Raw genomic sequence first — 17,901 nt, 5'->3', positions numbered from 1 at the left:
AGAATTTCTTATTTTTTATCGGCTTCTTGTTTAGCTATATGGCTGTATTTTTGGTAAAGTTCAGCCCGATTGACTGCCACATCGTAGCGTGAATAATTTGGAGAAACAGAGGCCATGAGTCGTGATGCCTGTTGCCATTTGGAGGCGATCGTCATCCACTCCTCTTGAGACTGAGCTGTTTTACCATCAGCAGCCGCTTCTTGAGCAAGTCGAACAGCTTGAGCAAAAGCTTCTTTCGACTCAGCTATAGTATCCTCTAAATTTTTAGTAGTGGGATCGGGAGATTGTAAAGTTGTATTTTCTGTAGTTGATATTCTATTTAACCTAGAAAAGTTTAGCCATTTATTAACTTGGATGCCCAAAACTAGCATCAACATACTCAGAAAAAAACCACCCATCATACCCAGTTGGAATTGATTTTGCTTTTCCATTTGAGCGCGATCGACACTTTTAGATAGATATATGGGGGTTGGTTTAGGCTTACTTGTCTGAAAATGAAGTGCTATTTGTTTAAAAATATTTGGCCTAGCCAAAGTAATTTGTTGAGACCAGAGCAACTTATCTTTTGGGTCTTTAGTAATTTCATCTAGCCATAGTAATTGCTGTTCTTGGACAATTCTACTATTAATATTTACTTTTCGGATATTACGAGGTGAGATGTCTTCGAGAGTATGCTTAACTTGCTTGACAAGGTGAGACTGTTCTAACTGTTCAATCTCGGGTGCTTCACATAAAAGCTGTAAAACGCCATCAGAAAATATAGCTCTAATTCTTACATCTAATGTAGCAAGCTGTTGATTAAGAACTTGAATAATAGCTGCTACACTTCCTTGACGTGCTTGTATAAATATATCGTTAATTTGATCTGTCATTGGTAGTTACTGCAATTAATTTAATAGTTTACTCAGATAGTTAAATATAATTTTTAATTTGTCTAAACTTTCTTGGTCATACTTCACAATTATTACCGAAAAGAAAGCAATATAGCATTTCCCAAAATCGTGAGGTACAGTTATCTTTTTGTCTTTTTATTCCCTGTTCCCTCGAGCCTAAAATTTTGTACCTCACGCTTTTTGGCAATTGCGATCAAATCAAATCAAATCAAATATAAATAGCTTTATACCTTTTTCTTAAGATGTAGATAGGAAAAGAGTTATAATTTTTCACATATATTTCTTGCATAATTTAATTCTCACTATAAAACCTTAGCCTTACTTATAAACTGGTTGTTTCATTAATATGACTAACTTCTGATTAACAATAGAGTTATACAATATAAAGAAAAATTCAATCTGTTATCATCCCTTTTTTCTCTTTTCTGTTCTATATTTCCGACAACTACAGCTAAGTCTATTAATTCTGCAAGAGGTTTAGGATATTAGCTATTTGAAGTTAAGAACCTTATGTTAAAATTTTCTACAGCAATAGAGGGAAAACAAAAAACTGATTATGGCCCAATCCCTAAAAGGCAAAATATTTGTAGTAGATGACAATATTGATACCGACGTGCGACTCGTTGGCCACTCAACTAGGAAACTGGGTATAAATGGCCGTTCCAAGCCAATACATGAGGACAACCTCGACTTGTGAATAACTCTTATTACCTTGGTGGTGAAATTCCATCCGCCTTGTTGTTAGGTTGACAGCATAGACCACGGGGTAGCGACTGAACATCAATCCCCGAAGCTGGTTTAAAAGCGGGACAATACCAGTTACCAGGAACGATACCGCAAGCAAAGGCTGACAAGTGGATGAACAGGAAGGTAATTAAACTCTCGTTACAATTAGCCATTCCAAAGGTAGCTATGGAATGTAGGACGAAAGTCAGGGGGTCAATGGATAATCCTATGTCTGTGGGGTTGTCAGCAACCATGCCGAACCCTCCGGGAGAGTTTGCCCCACTAAATCAGCCGTAACAAAGGAATAAGGGAACGAGGAAACCTCCCTAAGACACCTAAGAATATAGGTCGATAACTTAGGAAGCCATTCAAGGTCAATCTACACAACGGATGTAGGTCTTAGGGAGAGTAGGATTGGGTAAAAAGCTCTCGAGCTGACGTACCCACTGTTAGACGTAATGTAGAGGAACCATTAGCTATGAATAAAGCTAAAACCCTAAAAAGACGTTTGGGAAACCCAAAACCATTTTTAAGCGTGGCATGGGACACAAACGATATACCGGATGCCTGTAGTGTCAATCCAAATTTCAAATGGAAAGACATTAAATGGAAGAAGGTGGAAAAGTATGTGTTTAAGTTGCAAAAACTCATCTACAGAGCATCCAGCCGTGGCGAAATCCGCAAGATGCGTAAATACCAAAGACTTCTGACCAAAAGTTATTACGCTAGGTTGCTAGCTGTTAGGCGCGTGACTCAAGATAACCAAGGTAAGAAAACTGCGGGCGTAGATGGTATTAAAAATCTACCACCAATGCAGAGACTGAACTTGGTTGATTTATTAAACACGCGATACCTGAAGGCAAGCCCTTCGCGTAGAGTCTGGATACCAAAACCAGGGAGGGATGAAAAGAGACCTCTTGGAATCCCCACAATGTACGACCGTGTATTACAAGCTCTGGTAAAGTTAGGTATGGGACCAGAATGGGAGGCACGTTTTGAACCTAATAGTTATGGTTTTAGGCCAGGACGGTCAACACACGATGCCATAGAGGCCATCTTTGACAGCATTATAAATAAACCTAAATATGTTTTAGATGCTGATATATCCAAATGTTTTGACCGAATTAACCACGATGCACTTCTAGGTAAGATAGGTCAATCTCCCTACAGACGATTAATCAAACAATGGTTAAAGTCTGGAGTATTTGACAATAATCAATTCCTAGAATCTGTGGAAGGTACACCACATGGAGGGGTAATATCACCCTTACTAGCAAACATCGCCTTACACGGTATGGAAGAAAGGCTAATGGAATTTGCCGAAAAACTCCCCCTCAGATATCCAAGTGGAGGGGTAATGGCAAAACGGCACAAACAAAAAAGCTTATCTTTAATACGCTATGCTGATGACTTCGTAATCTTACATGAAGACATCGAAGTAGTGTTACAAGCTAAAACCGTAATACAGGAATGGTTAAACCAGGTAGGATTAGAACTAAAACCAGAAAAAACTAAAATTGCCCATACATTGGAGGAATATGAAGGGAATAAACCCGGATTTGACTTCTTAGGTTTTACTATTAGGCAATGGAAAGTAAAGACAGCCAAACAAGGATTTAAGACGCTGATTAAACCGTCCTCTAATAGTATAAAAGCTCATTATCGGAAACTGGCGGATATATGTGATAAGAATAAAACCGCTCCAACTAAAGCTTTAATAGCTAAGTTAAACCCGATAATAAAAGGATGGGCTAACTACTTCTCCCCCGCAGTCAGCAAAGAGGTATTCAGCAAACTGGATATGCTCTTATGGAAAAGGATATGGCGATGGGCAAGTAGAAGGCATCCAAATAAGTCAGCCAAATGGGTTAAAGATAAGTATTTCCCTCACTGCAAAAAAACCAGGAATTGGGTACTCAATGACGGTGAATATATACTAAACCAACACTCAGATGTTCCTATCGTAAGGCACATCAAAGTTAAAGGTAATAGATCCCCTTATGACGGCGACTGGACTTATTGGAGTAGTAGAATCGGCAAACATCCAGGCGTAAGGAAAGAAGTCACAACGCTCCTAAAGCGACAAAAGAATAAATGCGCATTTTGTGGATTAACCTTTAGTCCGACTGACCTTATGGAAGTAGACCATATAAAACCAAGGTCTGAAGGTGGTGACAACACACTAAAGAATAAACAATTGTTGCACCGACACTGCCACGATACTAAGACTGCCTTAGACAACAAAACATATCCAAAGCCTAAGTTACAGGATTTACCTGACAATTATCTATGGGTTGGCGATATGTTGATACTGAGGTAGGGATGTACCCATGACAAGGGACGTTTAAGAGAGGAGCCGTGTGAGGTGAAAGTCTCACGCACGGTTCTGAAGACGAGTCGGGTAGGGTAACTTACCTGGCTTAGTTTAACCAAATTATTCCTGCCGAGTACCTGACTTTGGTTCCTTCCAAGCCAGATGAATATGAAAAGTTAGGCAGTTATGCTCTATGTGGGTTACCCGATCGCTACGGTAAGTTTATCTCACCGGGAGAAATGAAGACCCAATATCCAATCATTGTGGCTGGAGAAAACTTTGGTTGTGGGTCTTCGCGGGAACACGCACCTATCGCCTTGGGTGCTTCTGGCGTCCAAGCAGTAATTTCTCAATCTTATGCTCGCATCTTTTTTCGCAATTGTTCGGCAACCGGTGAGTTATATCCTTGGGAGTCTGTCGATCGCCTATGTGAGTTATTTGAAACTGGTCAGGAAATTACTATTGATTTTGAAGAAAATCAGTTAACTAATCATACTCTTGGTAAGACTTATCAGTTGAAGTCTTTGGGAGAAGTAAAACCTGTCATTGATGCTGGTGGTCTTTTTGCCTATGCACGTCAAACAGGTATGATTTCCCAAAAACCAAGTTAAATTTTTATTTTCAGTAGGAGAGAAACTAATCTCTCCTTTTTGCTGTTCAATTTGCAGATTCTTCATCTTGATTAATATTAGCTTCTTAATTCGATAATTTTTAGTTGTTGACTTTTGCATTTGATGCAAGCTCAATCTTCAGAACATACCAGTCTAAAATTAATTATTTTATATTAAGAGAATTATTTCTACTGTCGTGTTGGCAATTTCTTTAATTTCTGGTTGGAGTTGGAGAAATTATAATGTTATGGCAACTTGGGCTGAAGTTAATCTGAATTAATGGCGAGTTTCAGACAATATATATAATTAATATTTAAGCCGATTCTAAGTCCAGATATTCCTAGTCTTTAAGTTAGTACCTATTCATATCATGTCTGGATAATTAGTGATGAAAAATGTTCTCCTCTTTTTACCGAATAAAATCAAATCTGCCTAATTGCACATATATCCAATAACGTCATAATTAGGATTTTAAGCTATTAGACATCTCCAATAATAAAAAATAAAATCAATTATCCTACATAAATTATCAATTATTTCCCCCTACTCCCTACTCCCTACTCCCTACTGGAGATTTCTATTGATTGTGAGGTTATTTAACCGGATTTGATATAATTAGTAATTAATAATTAAATAATTCTGGTTTAAAGCCTCCCCTTTTAAGGGGAAAAAAAGAATAATATTTCCTTATATTCAATCAAGAGCGGTTTTAACCAGAGGTAATTATCAATTATCAATTAATGAATTCCTGACTCCTTCTTCAATTACAGAAATAATTTGACTTTTAATTTTAGCAAAATCAACTAAAATATGCCCTCTTCATACTTTTTCTATCAGAGAAAGTAAAAGAGGGAAAAGGCAACATATAGATGAGTTGGTACATTGACCATCAATGCATTAATTTTGCATAAATTCCTGTAAACCACGAGTCATCATTTCAACTATTCCCTCTTGGTTATTCAGTTCAGTTTTTGCCTCAGTTTCTATACGCTCTACTACATTACCTGGAAGATTCAGTAATTGCTTTAAATTTTCATAAGCAGCTTCTTCATCTTCATTAATATTAGGTTCTTCAGGAGTACGAGCGCTACAAGCAATTACCTCGTAACCCAACTTTAGCACCAGTTCCCGTTCTTGTTGGGATTCTAATTTAGGAATTGATTCCCCTAATGGGATATTTTGCATGAAATAATCCCTTAATTCTTCCTGAAGTTGTTGCTGTCCATCTCCTGTAGCAAAAAGACTACTGAATCGATTTAACATTAAGTCTACCTCTTCTTGCGCCAGTTGTCCATCAGACCAAGCCATATAAGCAACAATCCGCAACAAATTCATCTGGCGTGGAGTAATAGATGGAGGTGGAGGTGGTTGTACTGCCATAGATTTTTCCTCAATTTTTGGCTATTCATAGCTAAAGTTTTAACCTATCATCAACTCAGCAATTATTATCCAATCTTTGACAATTTTTAACTGAATCTGTGAGAAGTCCCACCATGCTATTGGCCTTTATCCATTAGACATCTGGCGATCATCAAAAATTAAATCAATCCCATACGCATAAATCATCAATTCTTTTCCCCTACTCCCTACTCCCTCTTTTCCGGAGAGGTCTATTGATGAGACGGACTTTGGTGGAGCGAGGCCAACAACCGCCAGCTCTTATTGAGTAGGGGAGTAGAGGAGTGTGGGGAAGGTGGGGAGATATAGCAAGGAACGAGTTACTGCTTGACTTATGTTGATGATGAATCTTAAGACAGAGAAACACTGTTCCCACTGTTGCTTGTTGCCTGTTACCGAAAAATTGTGGGTATGTGCCTCCCCTTTTAAGGGGATAAAAAAAGAATATATTCCTTATTTCAAGCCTCTTGCTTGACCTTTGTCATGCTCCGCAAACAGCCTTAGGTACTGATAACTGATAACTGATAACTGATAACTGAAATGACCTGCTATCAAGAAAGATTTGGCAGTGGCACATCGGTTGGAACATTTTTTTATTCCTAATAAAAGGGATTTGATATCAGGGATACCTGGCGCGGGAGCAAGATGCTATCACTGTTATCAATAACAAAAATTGCCGGATAATGCACAACTAATGAAAATGTATCACCACCCTTCTTCATCAAAAGAATTAGGGTTTGCTGAATAAAGTATTTTTGCTCTTTGTAGGTAGTAGTTAGGATGTAGAAGCAATGGTAATTACAGAATCAGTGGCCAAAACAATGGTAACAGTGATTTTTCGGCTTTTACTTCCCAAAAATCCTCACTTTTTTAAATATTACTTGTGAAAAGCTCATACTTTTTCCAGACATAATTTACCTCAAACCAATATCAGTCAATACTTTGCTATTTAATCAGCAAGCCCGAATTAGAGATGAGGAAAAGAATGCGATCGCATTAGCTTTGTCATATATACGATTTTTATAGTGCCAGAAATTCTCCCACTATTACTATCTATCCATAGCACCCGCAAGAGTTAGTTAGGATATGGAACGATCGCGAACATTAGAGAGGAAAAGATTTTTCCCACTATTAACTTTTCCTTGTCATAGCAGCTATTTTAGTGATTATATTAGTCATTGGAATTTTCTTCTTTCAGCTGAAGATCAATTGTGATCTATGTCATTAGTTAGTCAACAAAAGTATCACTAATCAAGCTTCATGTTATCACTAGCCAAGCTTCATGTTATCACTAATCAAGCTTCATGTTATCACTAGCCAAGCTTCATATTATCACTAATCAAGCCCATCGAAATCACTTACTAACTACATCACAATATTGGATAATGACTTTGTATTTAAAATTAACAAGGTAGAAAAAATTATGGCTATCTTAATTCGTCCTTTAGGTGATTTTAACAAAAAAAAGAGTTCTCTGCTACAACAGAAGTTGAAACAAATGTTAGCTAATAGCTCAGAAAATTGCTGTGTAGTAGACCTTGCCACTATCCATTCCATTAATAATTATGGATTAGTCACTTTGGTCGCATTACATCGTATAGCAAAGAAAAATGGTTGTAACTTATATCTAATAAATTTGAACGATCCAGTTAAATATTATCTAGAACTTACTGGACTAGACAGAAAGTTTAATATTAAGCAGAATGTGAAAAATATTAAGCATAAGCCAGATAGTAAACTGAATTATTGTTCTCATATCAATCCAGACAAGCAGGTTATTTGATGATGAACAAAGGAATGATTATAACAATTATCAAAAGTAATGATATACTTAATATACGACTTCAATTATTAAATAATTAATACGAGATAAATTACTTTTTTGGTAATTATTAGCTGGTTAGTGTGAATTATTCTCATGTTTAATCCTCCCATACTCTCCTGTAAAATAAAATGCATAAAAATTTTTGAGGGTATTATATACTGTTATGTTCCCACTGTAGACATCGGCAAAAAATGCCATTAAATATGAAAATTTTTGAATGTACAGAATATGGTTTCACTGCCGAAAGAGACTTTAATTCTGCTATCAATCGTAAAATTATGTACATCAGTAGGTACAGTTCCCAGCGATTTTTAGCCTGCGGTCAGTAGTATTCTGTATTTCCCTACTACTGACTACTGTAAGTAAGTTAATCTGACTGTTCCTCTAACTGCGTAAACTTAGCTAGAGTAAGAGTAGTTAAACAATCGTAAAATTGGTAAAATTATATTTACATAATGAATCAGAACTTATCCTACTAATCTCATTATTTTAGATGAACTAATTCTCGATCGAGTTGGCTGTATCATTTTATCAATGTTGTTTGAGAATATATTATTTCTCAAGCACTTAGAATTGAAAATATTCTAGAAAACGGAAATTATCAGGAACTTATAAGCAGGAATAAAAATTATTATTTATTCCTTGTTTTTAAGTGCTAAAAATCTGCAAGATAAGTCATTTTTTACTGCAAATCAAAGCATGAGTAAAATCAACTACAACAATACATTTTACCAATTCCGATATAGTTTTTCAGCATCAAACATAATCTCTTCATTTGGCAATCTAATCTTTGATTTTTGTCGTTCATAAAGACTTTCTACTGCCGTTGTATCCTGGTCAATAACAGTAGCTGCAGCCTGTAAAAATGATTTTTTAAACAAAAACTTAAAGACAGGATTTTTGAATTTTCCATATAACAAAATAAATGTTTTTGTTACCTTTTCACTTTCTGGGTAAACAATGTGAGTTTGAACAATATTACCTACTGGTACTTCAGGTAAGAATGTTGTAATTGAAGGAAAAGAATATTCTAGAGTATTGTTCATAACTTTAGGAATTATCCCCAAAGCCGGATTTTTTAAAATTTCTCCGAAAGTATTTTCAGCTCTTGTTATATATTGTTCTACTTTAGCATAACATCCATTAGTTTGATATGACTTAACATCACATGAGGTAATTTCAAATAAATCCTTATGAGTACCATTTTGATGATTATAATCATAGTTAACAAGCATACTGCTTAAAAAGTCTGCCTGAATACTCTTTTCTCCACTTACTCCAATAAATTCATATTCTTCAGTTACTTTTTGAATTAACTCAGGAATTGGTAATCTTGGTTCATATCCACCATAAGTCCAAAGACAATCTTCTTTAACAATTAATTCTAAAGGTTGGGTGAGTGGTTGAGTTTCTAATTGACCTGCCTTATATAATTTTCCTGCTCCATCAAATTCTAGAGCGTGAAAAGGACAAGTTATTGTGTTTCGTTCTTGACAAACCCAGCCTTCAGATAAGGGAGCTTGAAAATGAGGACAGATATTATCGAGGGCAAAAACTTCGCCTTTTTTGTTTTGCCAAATAACATAATCTTTCCCGTTTAAAGTTATTTTTTGAGGTTGATTAACTCCTAGCATAGACTTATGAGCAATCAACCAAGGTGCGCCTGGTAAAATTGGTTTCATATCTACCTCTTATATATTCGGAAGTGGAAGAGTGGGGGAGATTAAAGTAATTTAAGAAATTTAAGAAATTATCAACATATAGTATATAATCGGATTCTATATCAAAAATTATGTTTACTAATGTAAGCATTTCCTGCGGAATGCTGCGCAAACAACTATTATCTGTCAGCTAGAGCGCAACAAAACTCTCTCATATAGGACAGTATTTAAATTAACAACTGACTTTAAGGGCAAGGAAGGCAACTTTTGTAGTAAGACAGTTTGTAGTAAGACAGTTAATAAAAGCTTTGATCCTAAACTAAAAGCAATAGCTGATAGCTGACGGCTGAATGCTTACTTACTAACAAAAAAAATGTTTTAATTTCCATTCCTTATCTACAGGGTTGTATTATTTCTGAGATTCTGAAGTTGAAGATTATTCAAATAATAATTCCCTGGCTCCAGCATAACCAGACTCTACTATTTGACAAGCCATTTGTTCATAAGCTCCAGACTCATTTGGTGTAGTCGTTGCTAAACCATCTACATAGCGATTAAACATACAAAAAGCTGCTGCAATTAATTCTGTGTCGTGAATTTCTCGATCTGTTGCACCTACATTTTTTGCCTTTTGAATATCATCCTCAGAAACTTGTTTGCCACCAAGTTGTACCTTTGCTGCTATTTTCAATAGAGCTTTAAGTTTGTCAGTAATATCTGCATTCTCAACGTTGTTGTAAATTGCATCAACTAAATTACTATTGCGCTTGAGAAGTTGTTTTGCTACCGTACCATGAACACCTGTACAAAAGTTACATTCATTTCGACAGGATACATAAGCAGCTATTAACTCCCGCTCCTCAACTGATAGGGGTGAGTCTCCTCTCAATAAGGTTTCACTCAAGTCCAACAGGAGTTTACCTGTATCTGGCCGATATTTCATTAATCCCACAATGCCGGGAAAGCCTGATGGTATATCTATATGTGCCATCTATTGTTCCTTTTTTAACTAACTAACTATTTAGTTAGTTATTAATATAAAGCTTTTAAATGTGGTTTGTCAAGAGTTAACAAAGCAAATGCTAATATTAATTAACTAAAGATTAAGGCCAAAATATGGCCAGAACAATTAGTGTAAAACTTGGCCTTTTCAGAGCAAGGCAGTAAATTTTTTGGGAGTCTATTTATAACAGTTGTGAAGGATCAAACCAAAGAAAAACCATCACTGAACAAGAAAGGAAGATTGCGCGATCGAGAAGCAACAAAAGCAGAAATTTTAGATGCAGCAGAGGAGGAATTTGCGAAATATGGTTTAGCTGGGGCAAAAATAGACGCGATCGCAGCTCGTACAGGAGTAACAAAAGCCATGATTTACTATTATTTCAAAAGTAAGGAGGTTTTATATCAGGAGGTTTTTCAACGCTTGGCTATAGAACTTAATCAGATGATTCAGCAGTCGCACCTAGAGCAGTTGCCAGCAGAAGTAGCTTTGAAAATGGCAATACGTTCAGCGATCGCCTACGAAGCATCTCATCCGTATAGAGGGAGACTGTGGTTCCATGAAGCAATTCAAAATCAGGGTAAATACGGACAATTAACTGGTTGGCAAGATAGCTTTGTATTTTTGATGGGTCTTTTGGAGCGGGGAATAGCAGAAGGAAGTTTCCGGCAGATCGACCCATTTTTGACAACTATAAATATTCTAGGGATTTGTACTTTTTATTTTGATGCTCAGGAAAATCTCAGTTATATCAAACCCGATCGACAACTTTTGAGTCAGGAAATGATTGAAAAACAAACTCAAGAAGTAATCAATTTAGTTCTAGGTGGCGTGCTTTTATATTCAGAAAACTCTAGTAAAGTTTAAAATACAAAAAAAAGGTTAAATTTTTCTATAGTAATTTAATTAGTTTATTTTTTACATCTATAATTAACATTTAATAATTTGGAACCTATTCGGGATAGAGGATCGTCATGATCGCTGTTTATATTGATGATCCCTAATCAATAAATCCCCAATATTTTATGTTAAAAAACAGAACTTTTCAATTGCTATTAAGTACTATTTTATCTATAGTAATTTGCTTATTTATTGGTTATATTACTCCGAGAAATTGGTGGGATAATTCCTGCGATATAACTTTATTAGACAAAGGTATATCTATCTATATTTATGATACTGGTATCCACACAGATATTCTAGTTCCAGTCAGAACTAAAACTTGGGATTGGCAGCAATATTTAAACTTAAAATTAATAGCTAATCCATCAGTTTCCATAAATTATCTAGCTTTTGGCCTTGGCGATAGAGCCTATTTTCTCGAAACTTATACTGGGACATCATTGCCAATTGTGACCATTATGAAGGCCATTTTCTTGCCAACACCCTCTGCTATGAGGGTATTAGCATATCAAAATATTCCTCAACAATATGAAATTAAGTGTGCTATAATTAATCAATCTAATTACCGTAGGCTGATGAAATTCATCAATAATTCCTTCCAGTTAGATGCCCAAGGTAATAAAGTAAACCTAATCGTAGACGATAATTATGGAGGCGGTTTTTATGCAGGAAAAGGTAGTTATTCAATTTTAAGAGGCTGTAATGATTGGACTGCTGAAGGTATGAAATTAGCAGGAGTAAAAACTCCTGTGTGGTCAGGACTTTCTAGTTCGATTATGTATCATATTAACAGTAAGTGCAACTGTTAAAAAATAGTAGTTTTGAATACAAAAAATATTGTCTATGAATATTATACCAGCAATCGATATATTAGACGGACGTTGTGTACGGTTATATCAAGGAGATTATAAGCGAACGCAAGTGTTTAATGATAACCCAGTTGATGTAGCAAAAAGATGGGTAGATGAAGGAGCAACAAAGCTACATTTGGTAGACTTAAACGGTGCAAAGGCAGGTCAACCTGTAAATCAAAGGACAATAGAAGCGATTATCAAAGCAGTAGATGTACCAATACAATTAGGGGGCGGTTTACGCAACTATTCTGCAGTAGCAAGCGTGCTTGCCCTTGGTGTCAAACAAGCTATTTTAGGAACTGTAGCAGTCGAACGACCTCAGTTAATATGTAACCTCTGTCAAGAATTTCCTGGTCAAATTATTGTAGGCATTGATGCCAGAGATGGTAAAGTCGCGACTAAAGGTTGGTTAGAAACATCTGAGATCTCAGCAACTGAACTCGCTCGGCAAATGGCTAAACTAAAAGTTGCAGCAATCGTCTATACTGATATTCACCGAGATGGTACTCTTAAAGGCCCTAACATACAATCCTTAAGGGAATTAGCTGCTGCCACCAATATTCCCATTATTGCTTCTGGTGGTATCAGTTCAATTACTGATTTGTTAAGTCTGTTAGCATTAGAAACCATGGGCGTAGAAGCTGCAATTGTTGGTCGTGCTTTGTACACTGGTGATATTAGTTTGACAGAAGCAAATCAAGCTGTAGGTCAAGGACGTTGGCAAGATATTCCTCCAAATTTAGGATATTCTGCTTTTGCTTAAGATCGAATCCTTATAATTGCATATAGCTCTAAAATTTAGACCAATATGGAATAGGATATAGCAGGGAACAGCGGTGTTACCCCTCATTGGTGAAAGGTGTGCTTGGTAGCGCACTTCTGCAACTCAACACTGGGAAAAACATTTCCCCTTATTCGTTTTACGATCAGCATAAGTCAAACACTAACTCGTTCCTTGCTATTGTTTCTGTGTTTCTCATTCTTTATTCCCTAAAAGTCTAAGATATCTCACAATTCAAACAAGATTACTATTAAACCTCTCCAAAAGCAATTATTATCTATAAAATTAAGTAGGTCGGTGTTGAAAACTATCGTTATGAAAAGGCAGGATGCAGAAGGCAGAAGGGAAGATAGTTTTTGGCAAATTTACTTTTCGTTACTAACTTGCTGTTTTTTTGCACCCTTCTACTTAAATTGTAAATTAGTATCCACTCAATATGATGGGGTAGGAAATGATTATAACTGCCAAGGCCAATGAATATAGATATCTCCAGAAAAGAGGGAGTAGGGGGAAAGAATTGATAATTTATGTGCGATACTCATCATAAAAAGAACGAAAGCTACCTCAAAACCATTCAAAGGGAAGTAAAAAATCTAGGGTCAAAATAGATAGAGAAGAAATATTTAGAGTATCCAATGGAATTACTGCCCATGGATGCACAAATCATTCAAGACATCACCCTGGGAACTGATAATGTATGATTCCGTAAACAGAAATATTACTCACACTCTACGCGAAAAACTTATCTAGCAGAATTACCAGCAGGTTACGAAGGAGAATTTGGTCCGGGAATCAAAACCTTCATCATCAGTTTGTACTATGGGGCAAATATGACCCAAGGCAAACTATTAGACATCTCCAGAAAAGAGGGAACAGGGAACAGGGAACAGGGAACAGGGAAGAATAATTGATAATTTATGGATAAGAATTGATTTTATTTTTGATTTTTGGAGATGTCTATTAGAGTTTCTAGAGGAAATGAGCATCTCCATTTCAGTCGGGAATTTGTTTAATTTATTAATCAAAAACCAGTCTTTTTTTGAAAGAGAAAAAAGCGAAATTTATGAAGTAGGACTATTGATAGCAAATCCTGTAAAGCTAATGCACAGTTTTAGATGTGTCGTTCTACTACTGGACTTCCCCATCTTCCCACACTTCCTACTCTCTACTCCCTTTTTGACAGAGATAAACACCCTCTTCTTGATTAGCAGCTTCCCCATAATTCAATATATTTATCCCATAACTACTGAGGATTTTTTGCAGCTTTGTTGTCGTATAACGGTAAGAAAAAAACAACCCAATTTTATCCCCACTTTTCCACTAAATTAGTTGGTCATCCAGTTTAAAACTCACATCATTGATTCAATTCAAAACAAGCATTAACTCTTTTCAAATTAGGATTTTCCTCATCATCTTTAATCCCAAATTTAATCTTCCCATTTTCCCGATTAACTCCCACATCTTCCAAAACAGTAATCAGCCAATCTTTTGTTAATTCATTATCATATTGTGGCAGAATTTTTTCAATACCCCGAACATAATCTGGTCCTGGTGCTAAATTAGCACTTAATAACAATAAATCTCCGTCAGTCAAGAAATTATTTAAAATTGGGAAAATTTGCTGGGGAGAAAAATTAGGTATCATGCAAAAAAATGTAATAATTCTCCTTTCTTGCTCATTCCTTTTATTAATCTGAAGCATTAGATCGTCAGCATGAAGTAAATCGCAAACAATCGGTTGTACAGATAATTCAGGTCAAGAACTTCTAGCTTTTTGAGCAGAAATTATAGAAAGAGATCGACTAACATCTAAAAGTATAATAAATTAATTCTAACCGTTGATTAGATAAGCACGACAATAAAAAACTGTCTTTAGTTCCACCACCAGAGCCTAATCCAATTAACTGTAAACTAGAAAAATAATCCAAAATTTCCTCAGTTTTTGGGAAACATTTTTCATAAGCATCAACACAATCTCAATTGGTTCTAGAAGGAGAATATTCTTGGTGAATTTTGAACCATTTTTGACTTTGCTTGACACTATCATAATGAAATTTATGATTAATTTGCTTTCCAGAAAAACGGACTAAATAATCTTGATAAACTTGGTCAGGAAATTGACTTAGGATGCACAAATACTTGTTCAAATTTTGCCGAAATAATAACTATTAGATAACTTAATCTGGAACTTGGCCAATTACAAAAATCTGGGAGAGGCAATACCAATATTTACTAGCACCAGTATATAATAATTAGTACAATCATTTTAGCTAGAGGGTTTTGTATTCATAGATATAGCAGTCGAAGGAAAGATTAGGACATATTAAAAGTTTAAAACTCAGACAGCGCAAGATTTTTCCTTCTTCCTTCTGCTATAAAAAATTACGCTTTTGTGTAGAGTTAGGTGAGGCGGAAATAATTCCATAGTTACTCGCCAATATTATTGCTATCTGCCTAAACTGTAAGGGATTTGGATACTAAAGTCCCTAAGCTGTTTTAAGATTTATTTTATAGATACTTTCTGAATCAAATTTTCCTATTTCTTAATCTTGAAACCAGTATAGTTGGGTTAAATTTACGAAAAAAAGTATAAGGTATAGTATAAAGTTAAAGACTAGGAGAGATAAAAAATGGAAAACAATAAACAAACTATCTTAAACAATGATGAAATTAAGCAACTTTTTATTCAGGGCGTTAACATCTTTTTAGGGGGGGCAGCAATAACATTAGTATTTGGATTTATCTATTGGTTTGTACATGGAACCATCATGTTTTCTGACCTATCAGAAAAAATTGTTACTCAAGGTTGGGGTGCTTTAATTACAGCAATGGCTGTATTTGTATCATTTATCATACCTTCAATTTTCACTCTTTTCGGATTTGCTGTAATGGCATTATTAATATGGTGGTTATCTAAGGTTTTTTCCCAATACGAAGAATTTCAACCTACTGCTTTAATTGTTTATCAACTTGCCGCACCAGTAGGAATGATAGCTGCTTTAATTTTAGCTTCACCTGTATTAATTTCTTATGCAGTTATTCGTTTATTTAATGGTAGTGGACAAGCATTAATTTCGGAAGTTAAAGAAGCGTCAAGTATTTTATTGCCACTGGAATCTGATAATAAATTTATGAGTGGAACTCCAGCAGTTGAAACTCAATATTTAACAGGGAAAAAAATTATGAGTGGAACTCAAGTTGAAACTCAATATTTAGAAGGAGAAAAATAATAGATGATTGATACTTCCCGCTTCTTTTAATGCCTTCATTTCTGCTAATTTCAATACTTATTTACTGACTCCACTGAACTGTTAGATATTTGATTTCGCATTCATTATAACCAATCAAATTAGCCTTAACCTGATTTTTCTCCCATTGTATACCCCTGACGTGATACTTATAGTAATTTCCATATTCTATCTGGGCTATCTCTATAGCTTTAGCTCCAGTTTTTCCTCTCAGTATGAACTGTAAAAAAAACACTAATATCAGTGTATATAAGATGCCCAAAATAAATGCCAGCTTGGGCGTGGAGACTGAACGTTTTGGCCTAATTCTTCCACCAAATACATATATAGCTCTTAATTTGATGTAAACCCAGAATGCAATAAAACCCGTTACTATTTCAACTAGAAGTGGAATAAAAAAACTAACAGGCAAGAGGCGAATTTGAGCCAACCAAAGTTCTGTTGTCATAAGGTCTAAAGGAAGTAGTATGAATAACCAGCTAAAAAAGCGAGAGAGCAAAAATGCTGCAACCCATCTAACCTCCTGCATAGGTTTTCAGTCTCCACAAAAGAGCAACACTCCTCCAACTACAGCCAAAGTGTTCAATATAAATGAGTAGGATGAATTGCTCTGACTTTGTACTCTTAGATAGAGTATACATACAGTATTAAAAATTCCTGCTAAAATCAGTACAATACCTACCTGCTTTGTAATAATAGAATATTTGTTCATTAGATATCTCCATAAAAGAGGGAGTAGGAGGAAAGAATTAATGAATAAGAGTACGATAATTAGGGCTTGCTGATTAAATATCAAAGTTTTTAATGGCAAAGGTTTCAGACTTTGCAGGTACTAATAAAGTATCAGCTTTTAGGTAGTTCCAGTTCAAAAATCTAGGGTTTTGGGCAAAAATATGGTTAGAAAATCAAGGGAAGATTCTTCTGGCTATTTCTTCTGTGATTCTCATTCCTCCTGGATTCTGAATTCTGGATTCTGGCTACTCCTCTGAAAAAAAGACTTTTTCAGCAAACCCTAATTAATTTTATTTTTTATTATCGGAGATGTCTAATGATTCTGCCAGGTTTTAATCAGCTAAATTTCTCCCTTTAATCTCTGACAAAACATTTTCATCAGGCACCTCCCCATCTGTATAATAACCCGCCGCTTTCTTCGCTGCAATTTCCACTTGTGCATCTTCCGGCACTAAGTCATCAGGAATAGGTACTCGCTCCACTATCTCAATACCAGAATTAACAATAGCGTTATATTTCATATCGCTCATCGACACTAAACGGTCAATTTTACTCACGCCCAACCAATGCAAAACATCAGGCATCATTTCCTGAAACCGCATATCTTGTACTCCCGCCACACATTCAGTCCGAGCAAAATAAGCATCTGCGCGATCGCCTCCTTCTTGTCTTTTCCGAGCATTGTAAACCAAAAACTTAGTCACCTCTCCCAACGCTCTTCCCTCTTTACGGAAATAAACAATAACACCGACTCCACCCTCCTGTGCTGTCTGAATACACACCTCAATACCATGCACCAAATAGGGGCGACAAGTACAAATATCAGAACCGAAGACATCTGAACCGTTACACTCATCATGAACCGTTCTACTAAACTTACCCAAACTTACCCATACCGGAATTGCATGAGCTTTGGAGCTAGCTTCCTGTTTCACTGAAGACCACTGACCGCAGT

The 17,901-nt window shown here is 35.8% G+C and carries 15 protein-coding genes and 1 pseudogene; 9 read left to right on the top strand and 7 right to left on the bottom strand.

The features are described 5' to 3' along the window. Positions 1 to 8: 8 nt before the first annotated feature. Complete coding sequence (locus AC3DU7_RS00610; RefSeq protein ID WP_488037431.1) at positions 9 to 872, bottom strand: hypothetical protein; 864 nt, start codon at positions 870 to 872, stop codon at positions 9 to 11. A gap of 577 nt (positions 873 to 1,449) precedes the next feature. Between AC3DU7_RS00610 and AC3DU7_RS00605 the strand changes: the two genes are divergently transcribed. The 3 genes from AC3DU7_RS00605 to AC3DU7_RS00595 all read left to right on the top strand — a co-directional run bounded on the left by AC3DU7_RS00605 (position 1,450) and on the right by AC3DU7_RS00595 (position 4,544). After that, positions 1,450 to 1,590, top strand: coding sequence for a hypothetical protein (locus tag AC3DU7_RS00605; RefSeq protein ID WP_488037430.1), 141 nt, complete (start codon positions 1,450 to 1,452; stop codon positions 1,588 to 1,590). 507 nt (positions 1,591 to 2,097) lie between these two features. Then, a complete protein-coding gene (ltrA, locus tag AC3DU7_RS00600) occupies positions 2,098 to 3,939 on the top strand; it encodes a group II intron reverse transcriptase/maturase (RefSeq protein WP_488037429.1) in 1,842 nt (613 codons plus the stop codon). A 137-nt stretch (positions 3,940 to 4,076) separates the two neighbouring features. Then, on the top strand, positions 4,077 to 4,544 hold the full coding sequence (locus AC3DU7_RS00595) for a 3-isopropylmalate dehydratase (protein ID WP_488037428.1): 468 nt from the start codon (positions 4,077 to 4,079) through the stop codon (positions 4,542 to 4,544). Positions 4,545 to 5,441: 897 nt separating this feature from the next. Here the strand turns inward: AC3DU7_RS00595 and AC3DU7_RS00590 are convergent. Next, the gene (locus AC3DU7_RS00590) at positions 5,442 to 5,924 is read right to left on the bottom strand and encodes a tellurite resistance TerB family protein (protein WP_488037427.1); all 483 of its coding nucleotides are present in this window, start codon (positions 5,922 to 5,924) and stop codon (positions 5,442 to 5,444) included. Between the two features lie 1,441 nt (positions 5,925 to 7,365). Here AC3DU7_RS00590 and AC3DU7_RS00585 point away from each other — a divergent pair. Both AC3DU7_RS00585 and AC3DU7_RS00580 read left to right on the top strand, forming a co-directional pair. Next, a complete protein-coding gene (locus AC3DU7_RS00585) occupies positions 7,366 to 7,725 on the top strand; it encodes an STAS domain-containing protein (RefSeq protein WP_488037426.1) in 360 nt (119 codons plus the stop codon). 197 nt (positions 7,726 to 7,922) lie between these two features. Then, positions 7,923 to 8,096, top strand: a complete 174-nt coding sequence (locus AC3DU7_RS00580) for a zinc ribbon domain-containing protein (protein WP_488037450.1) — start codon at positions 7,923 to 7,925, stop codon at positions 8,094 to 8,096. Between the two features lie 399 nt (positions 8,097 to 8,495). On the opposite strand, the gene AC3DU7_RS00575 is transcribed toward AC3DU7_RS00580, so the two are convergent. Continuing rightward, positions 8,496 to 9,449 carry a Rieske 2Fe-2S domain-containing protein gene (locus tag AC3DU7_RS00575; protein WP_488037425.1) on the bottom strand — a complete coding sequence of 318 codons (954 nt, stop codon included), beginning with the start codon at positions 9,447 to 9,449 and terminating at the stop codon, positions 8,496 to 8,498. 415 nt (positions 9,450 to 9,864) lie between these two features. After that, positions 9,865 to 10,419 (bottom strand): carboxymuconolactone decarboxylase family protein, encoded by a 555-nt coding sequence (locus AC3DU7_RS00570; RefSeq protein ID WP_488037424.1) that lies wholly within the window; start codon positions 10,417 to 10,419, stop codon positions 9,865 to 9,867. 204 nt (positions 10,420 to 10,623) lie between these two features. Between AC3DU7_RS00570 and AC3DU7_RS00565 the strand changes: the two genes are divergently transcribed. From AC3DU7_RS00565 to hisA, 3 genes are all read left to right on the top strand, one after another. Continuing rightward, positions 10,624 to 11,295: a TetR/AcrR family transcriptional regulator gene (locus AC3DU7_RS00565; protein WP_488037423.1), complete on the top strand. Its 672-nt coding sequence runs from the start codon at positions 10,624 to 10,626 to the stop codon at positions 11,293 to 11,295. 158 nt (positions 11,296 to 11,453) lie between these two features. Further along, complete coding sequence (locus AC3DU7_RS00560) at positions 11,454 to 12,140, top strand: DUF2459 domain-containing protein (protein ID WP_488037422.1); 687 nt, start codon at positions 11,454 to 11,456, stop codon at positions 12,138 to 12,140. A 34-nt stretch (positions 12,141 to 12,174) separates the two neighbouring features. Further along, positions 12,175 to 12,948 carry a 1-(5-phosphoribosyl)-5-[(5-phosphoribosylamino)methylideneamino]imidazole-4-carboxamide isomerase gene (gene hisA, locus AC3DU7_RS00555; RefSeq protein ID WP_488037421.1) on the top strand — a complete coding sequence of 258 codons (774 nt, stop codon included), beginning with the start codon at positions 12,175 to 12,177 and terminating at the stop codon, positions 12,946 to 12,948. A 1,372-nt stretch (positions 12,949 to 14,320) separates the two neighbouring features. Here the strand turns inward: hisA and AC3DU7_RS00550 are convergent. Then, entirely contained in the window at positions 14,321 to 14,611 is a 291-nt protein-coding gene (locus tag AC3DU7_RS00550; protein ID WP_488037420.1) for a hypothetical protein, read from the bottom strand. A gap of 985 nt (positions 14,612 to 15,596) precedes the next feature. Here AC3DU7_RS00550 and AC3DU7_RS00545 point away from each other — a divergent pair. Then, positions 15,597 to 16,196, top strand: a complete 600-nt coding sequence (locus tag AC3DU7_RS00545; protein ID WP_488037419.1) for a hypothetical protein — start codon at positions 15,597 to 15,599, stop codon at positions 16,194 to 16,196. A 61-nt stretch (positions 16,197 to 16,257) separates the two neighbouring features. Here the strand turns inward: AC3DU7_RS00545 and AC3DU7_RS00540 are convergent, their stop codons facing one another. Both AC3DU7_RS00540 and AC3DU7_RS00535 read right to left on the bottom strand, forming a co-directional pair. Beyond that, positions 16,258 to 16,662, bottom strand: a complete 405-nt coding sequence (locus tag AC3DU7_RS00540; protein WP_488037418.1) for a hypothetical protein — start codon at positions 16,660 to 16,662, stop codon at positions 16,258 to 16,260. Between the two features lie 616 nt (positions 16,663 to 17,278). Next, positions 17,279 to 17,901, bottom strand: a pseudogene (locus AC3DU7_RS00535) (hypothetical protein); the annotation flags it as partial.

This window comes from Okeania sp., assembly GCF_983059655.1.
The sequence above is the reverse complement of the archived record's forward strand: the minus strand, read 5'-3'. Positions and strand labels throughout refer to the sequence as shown.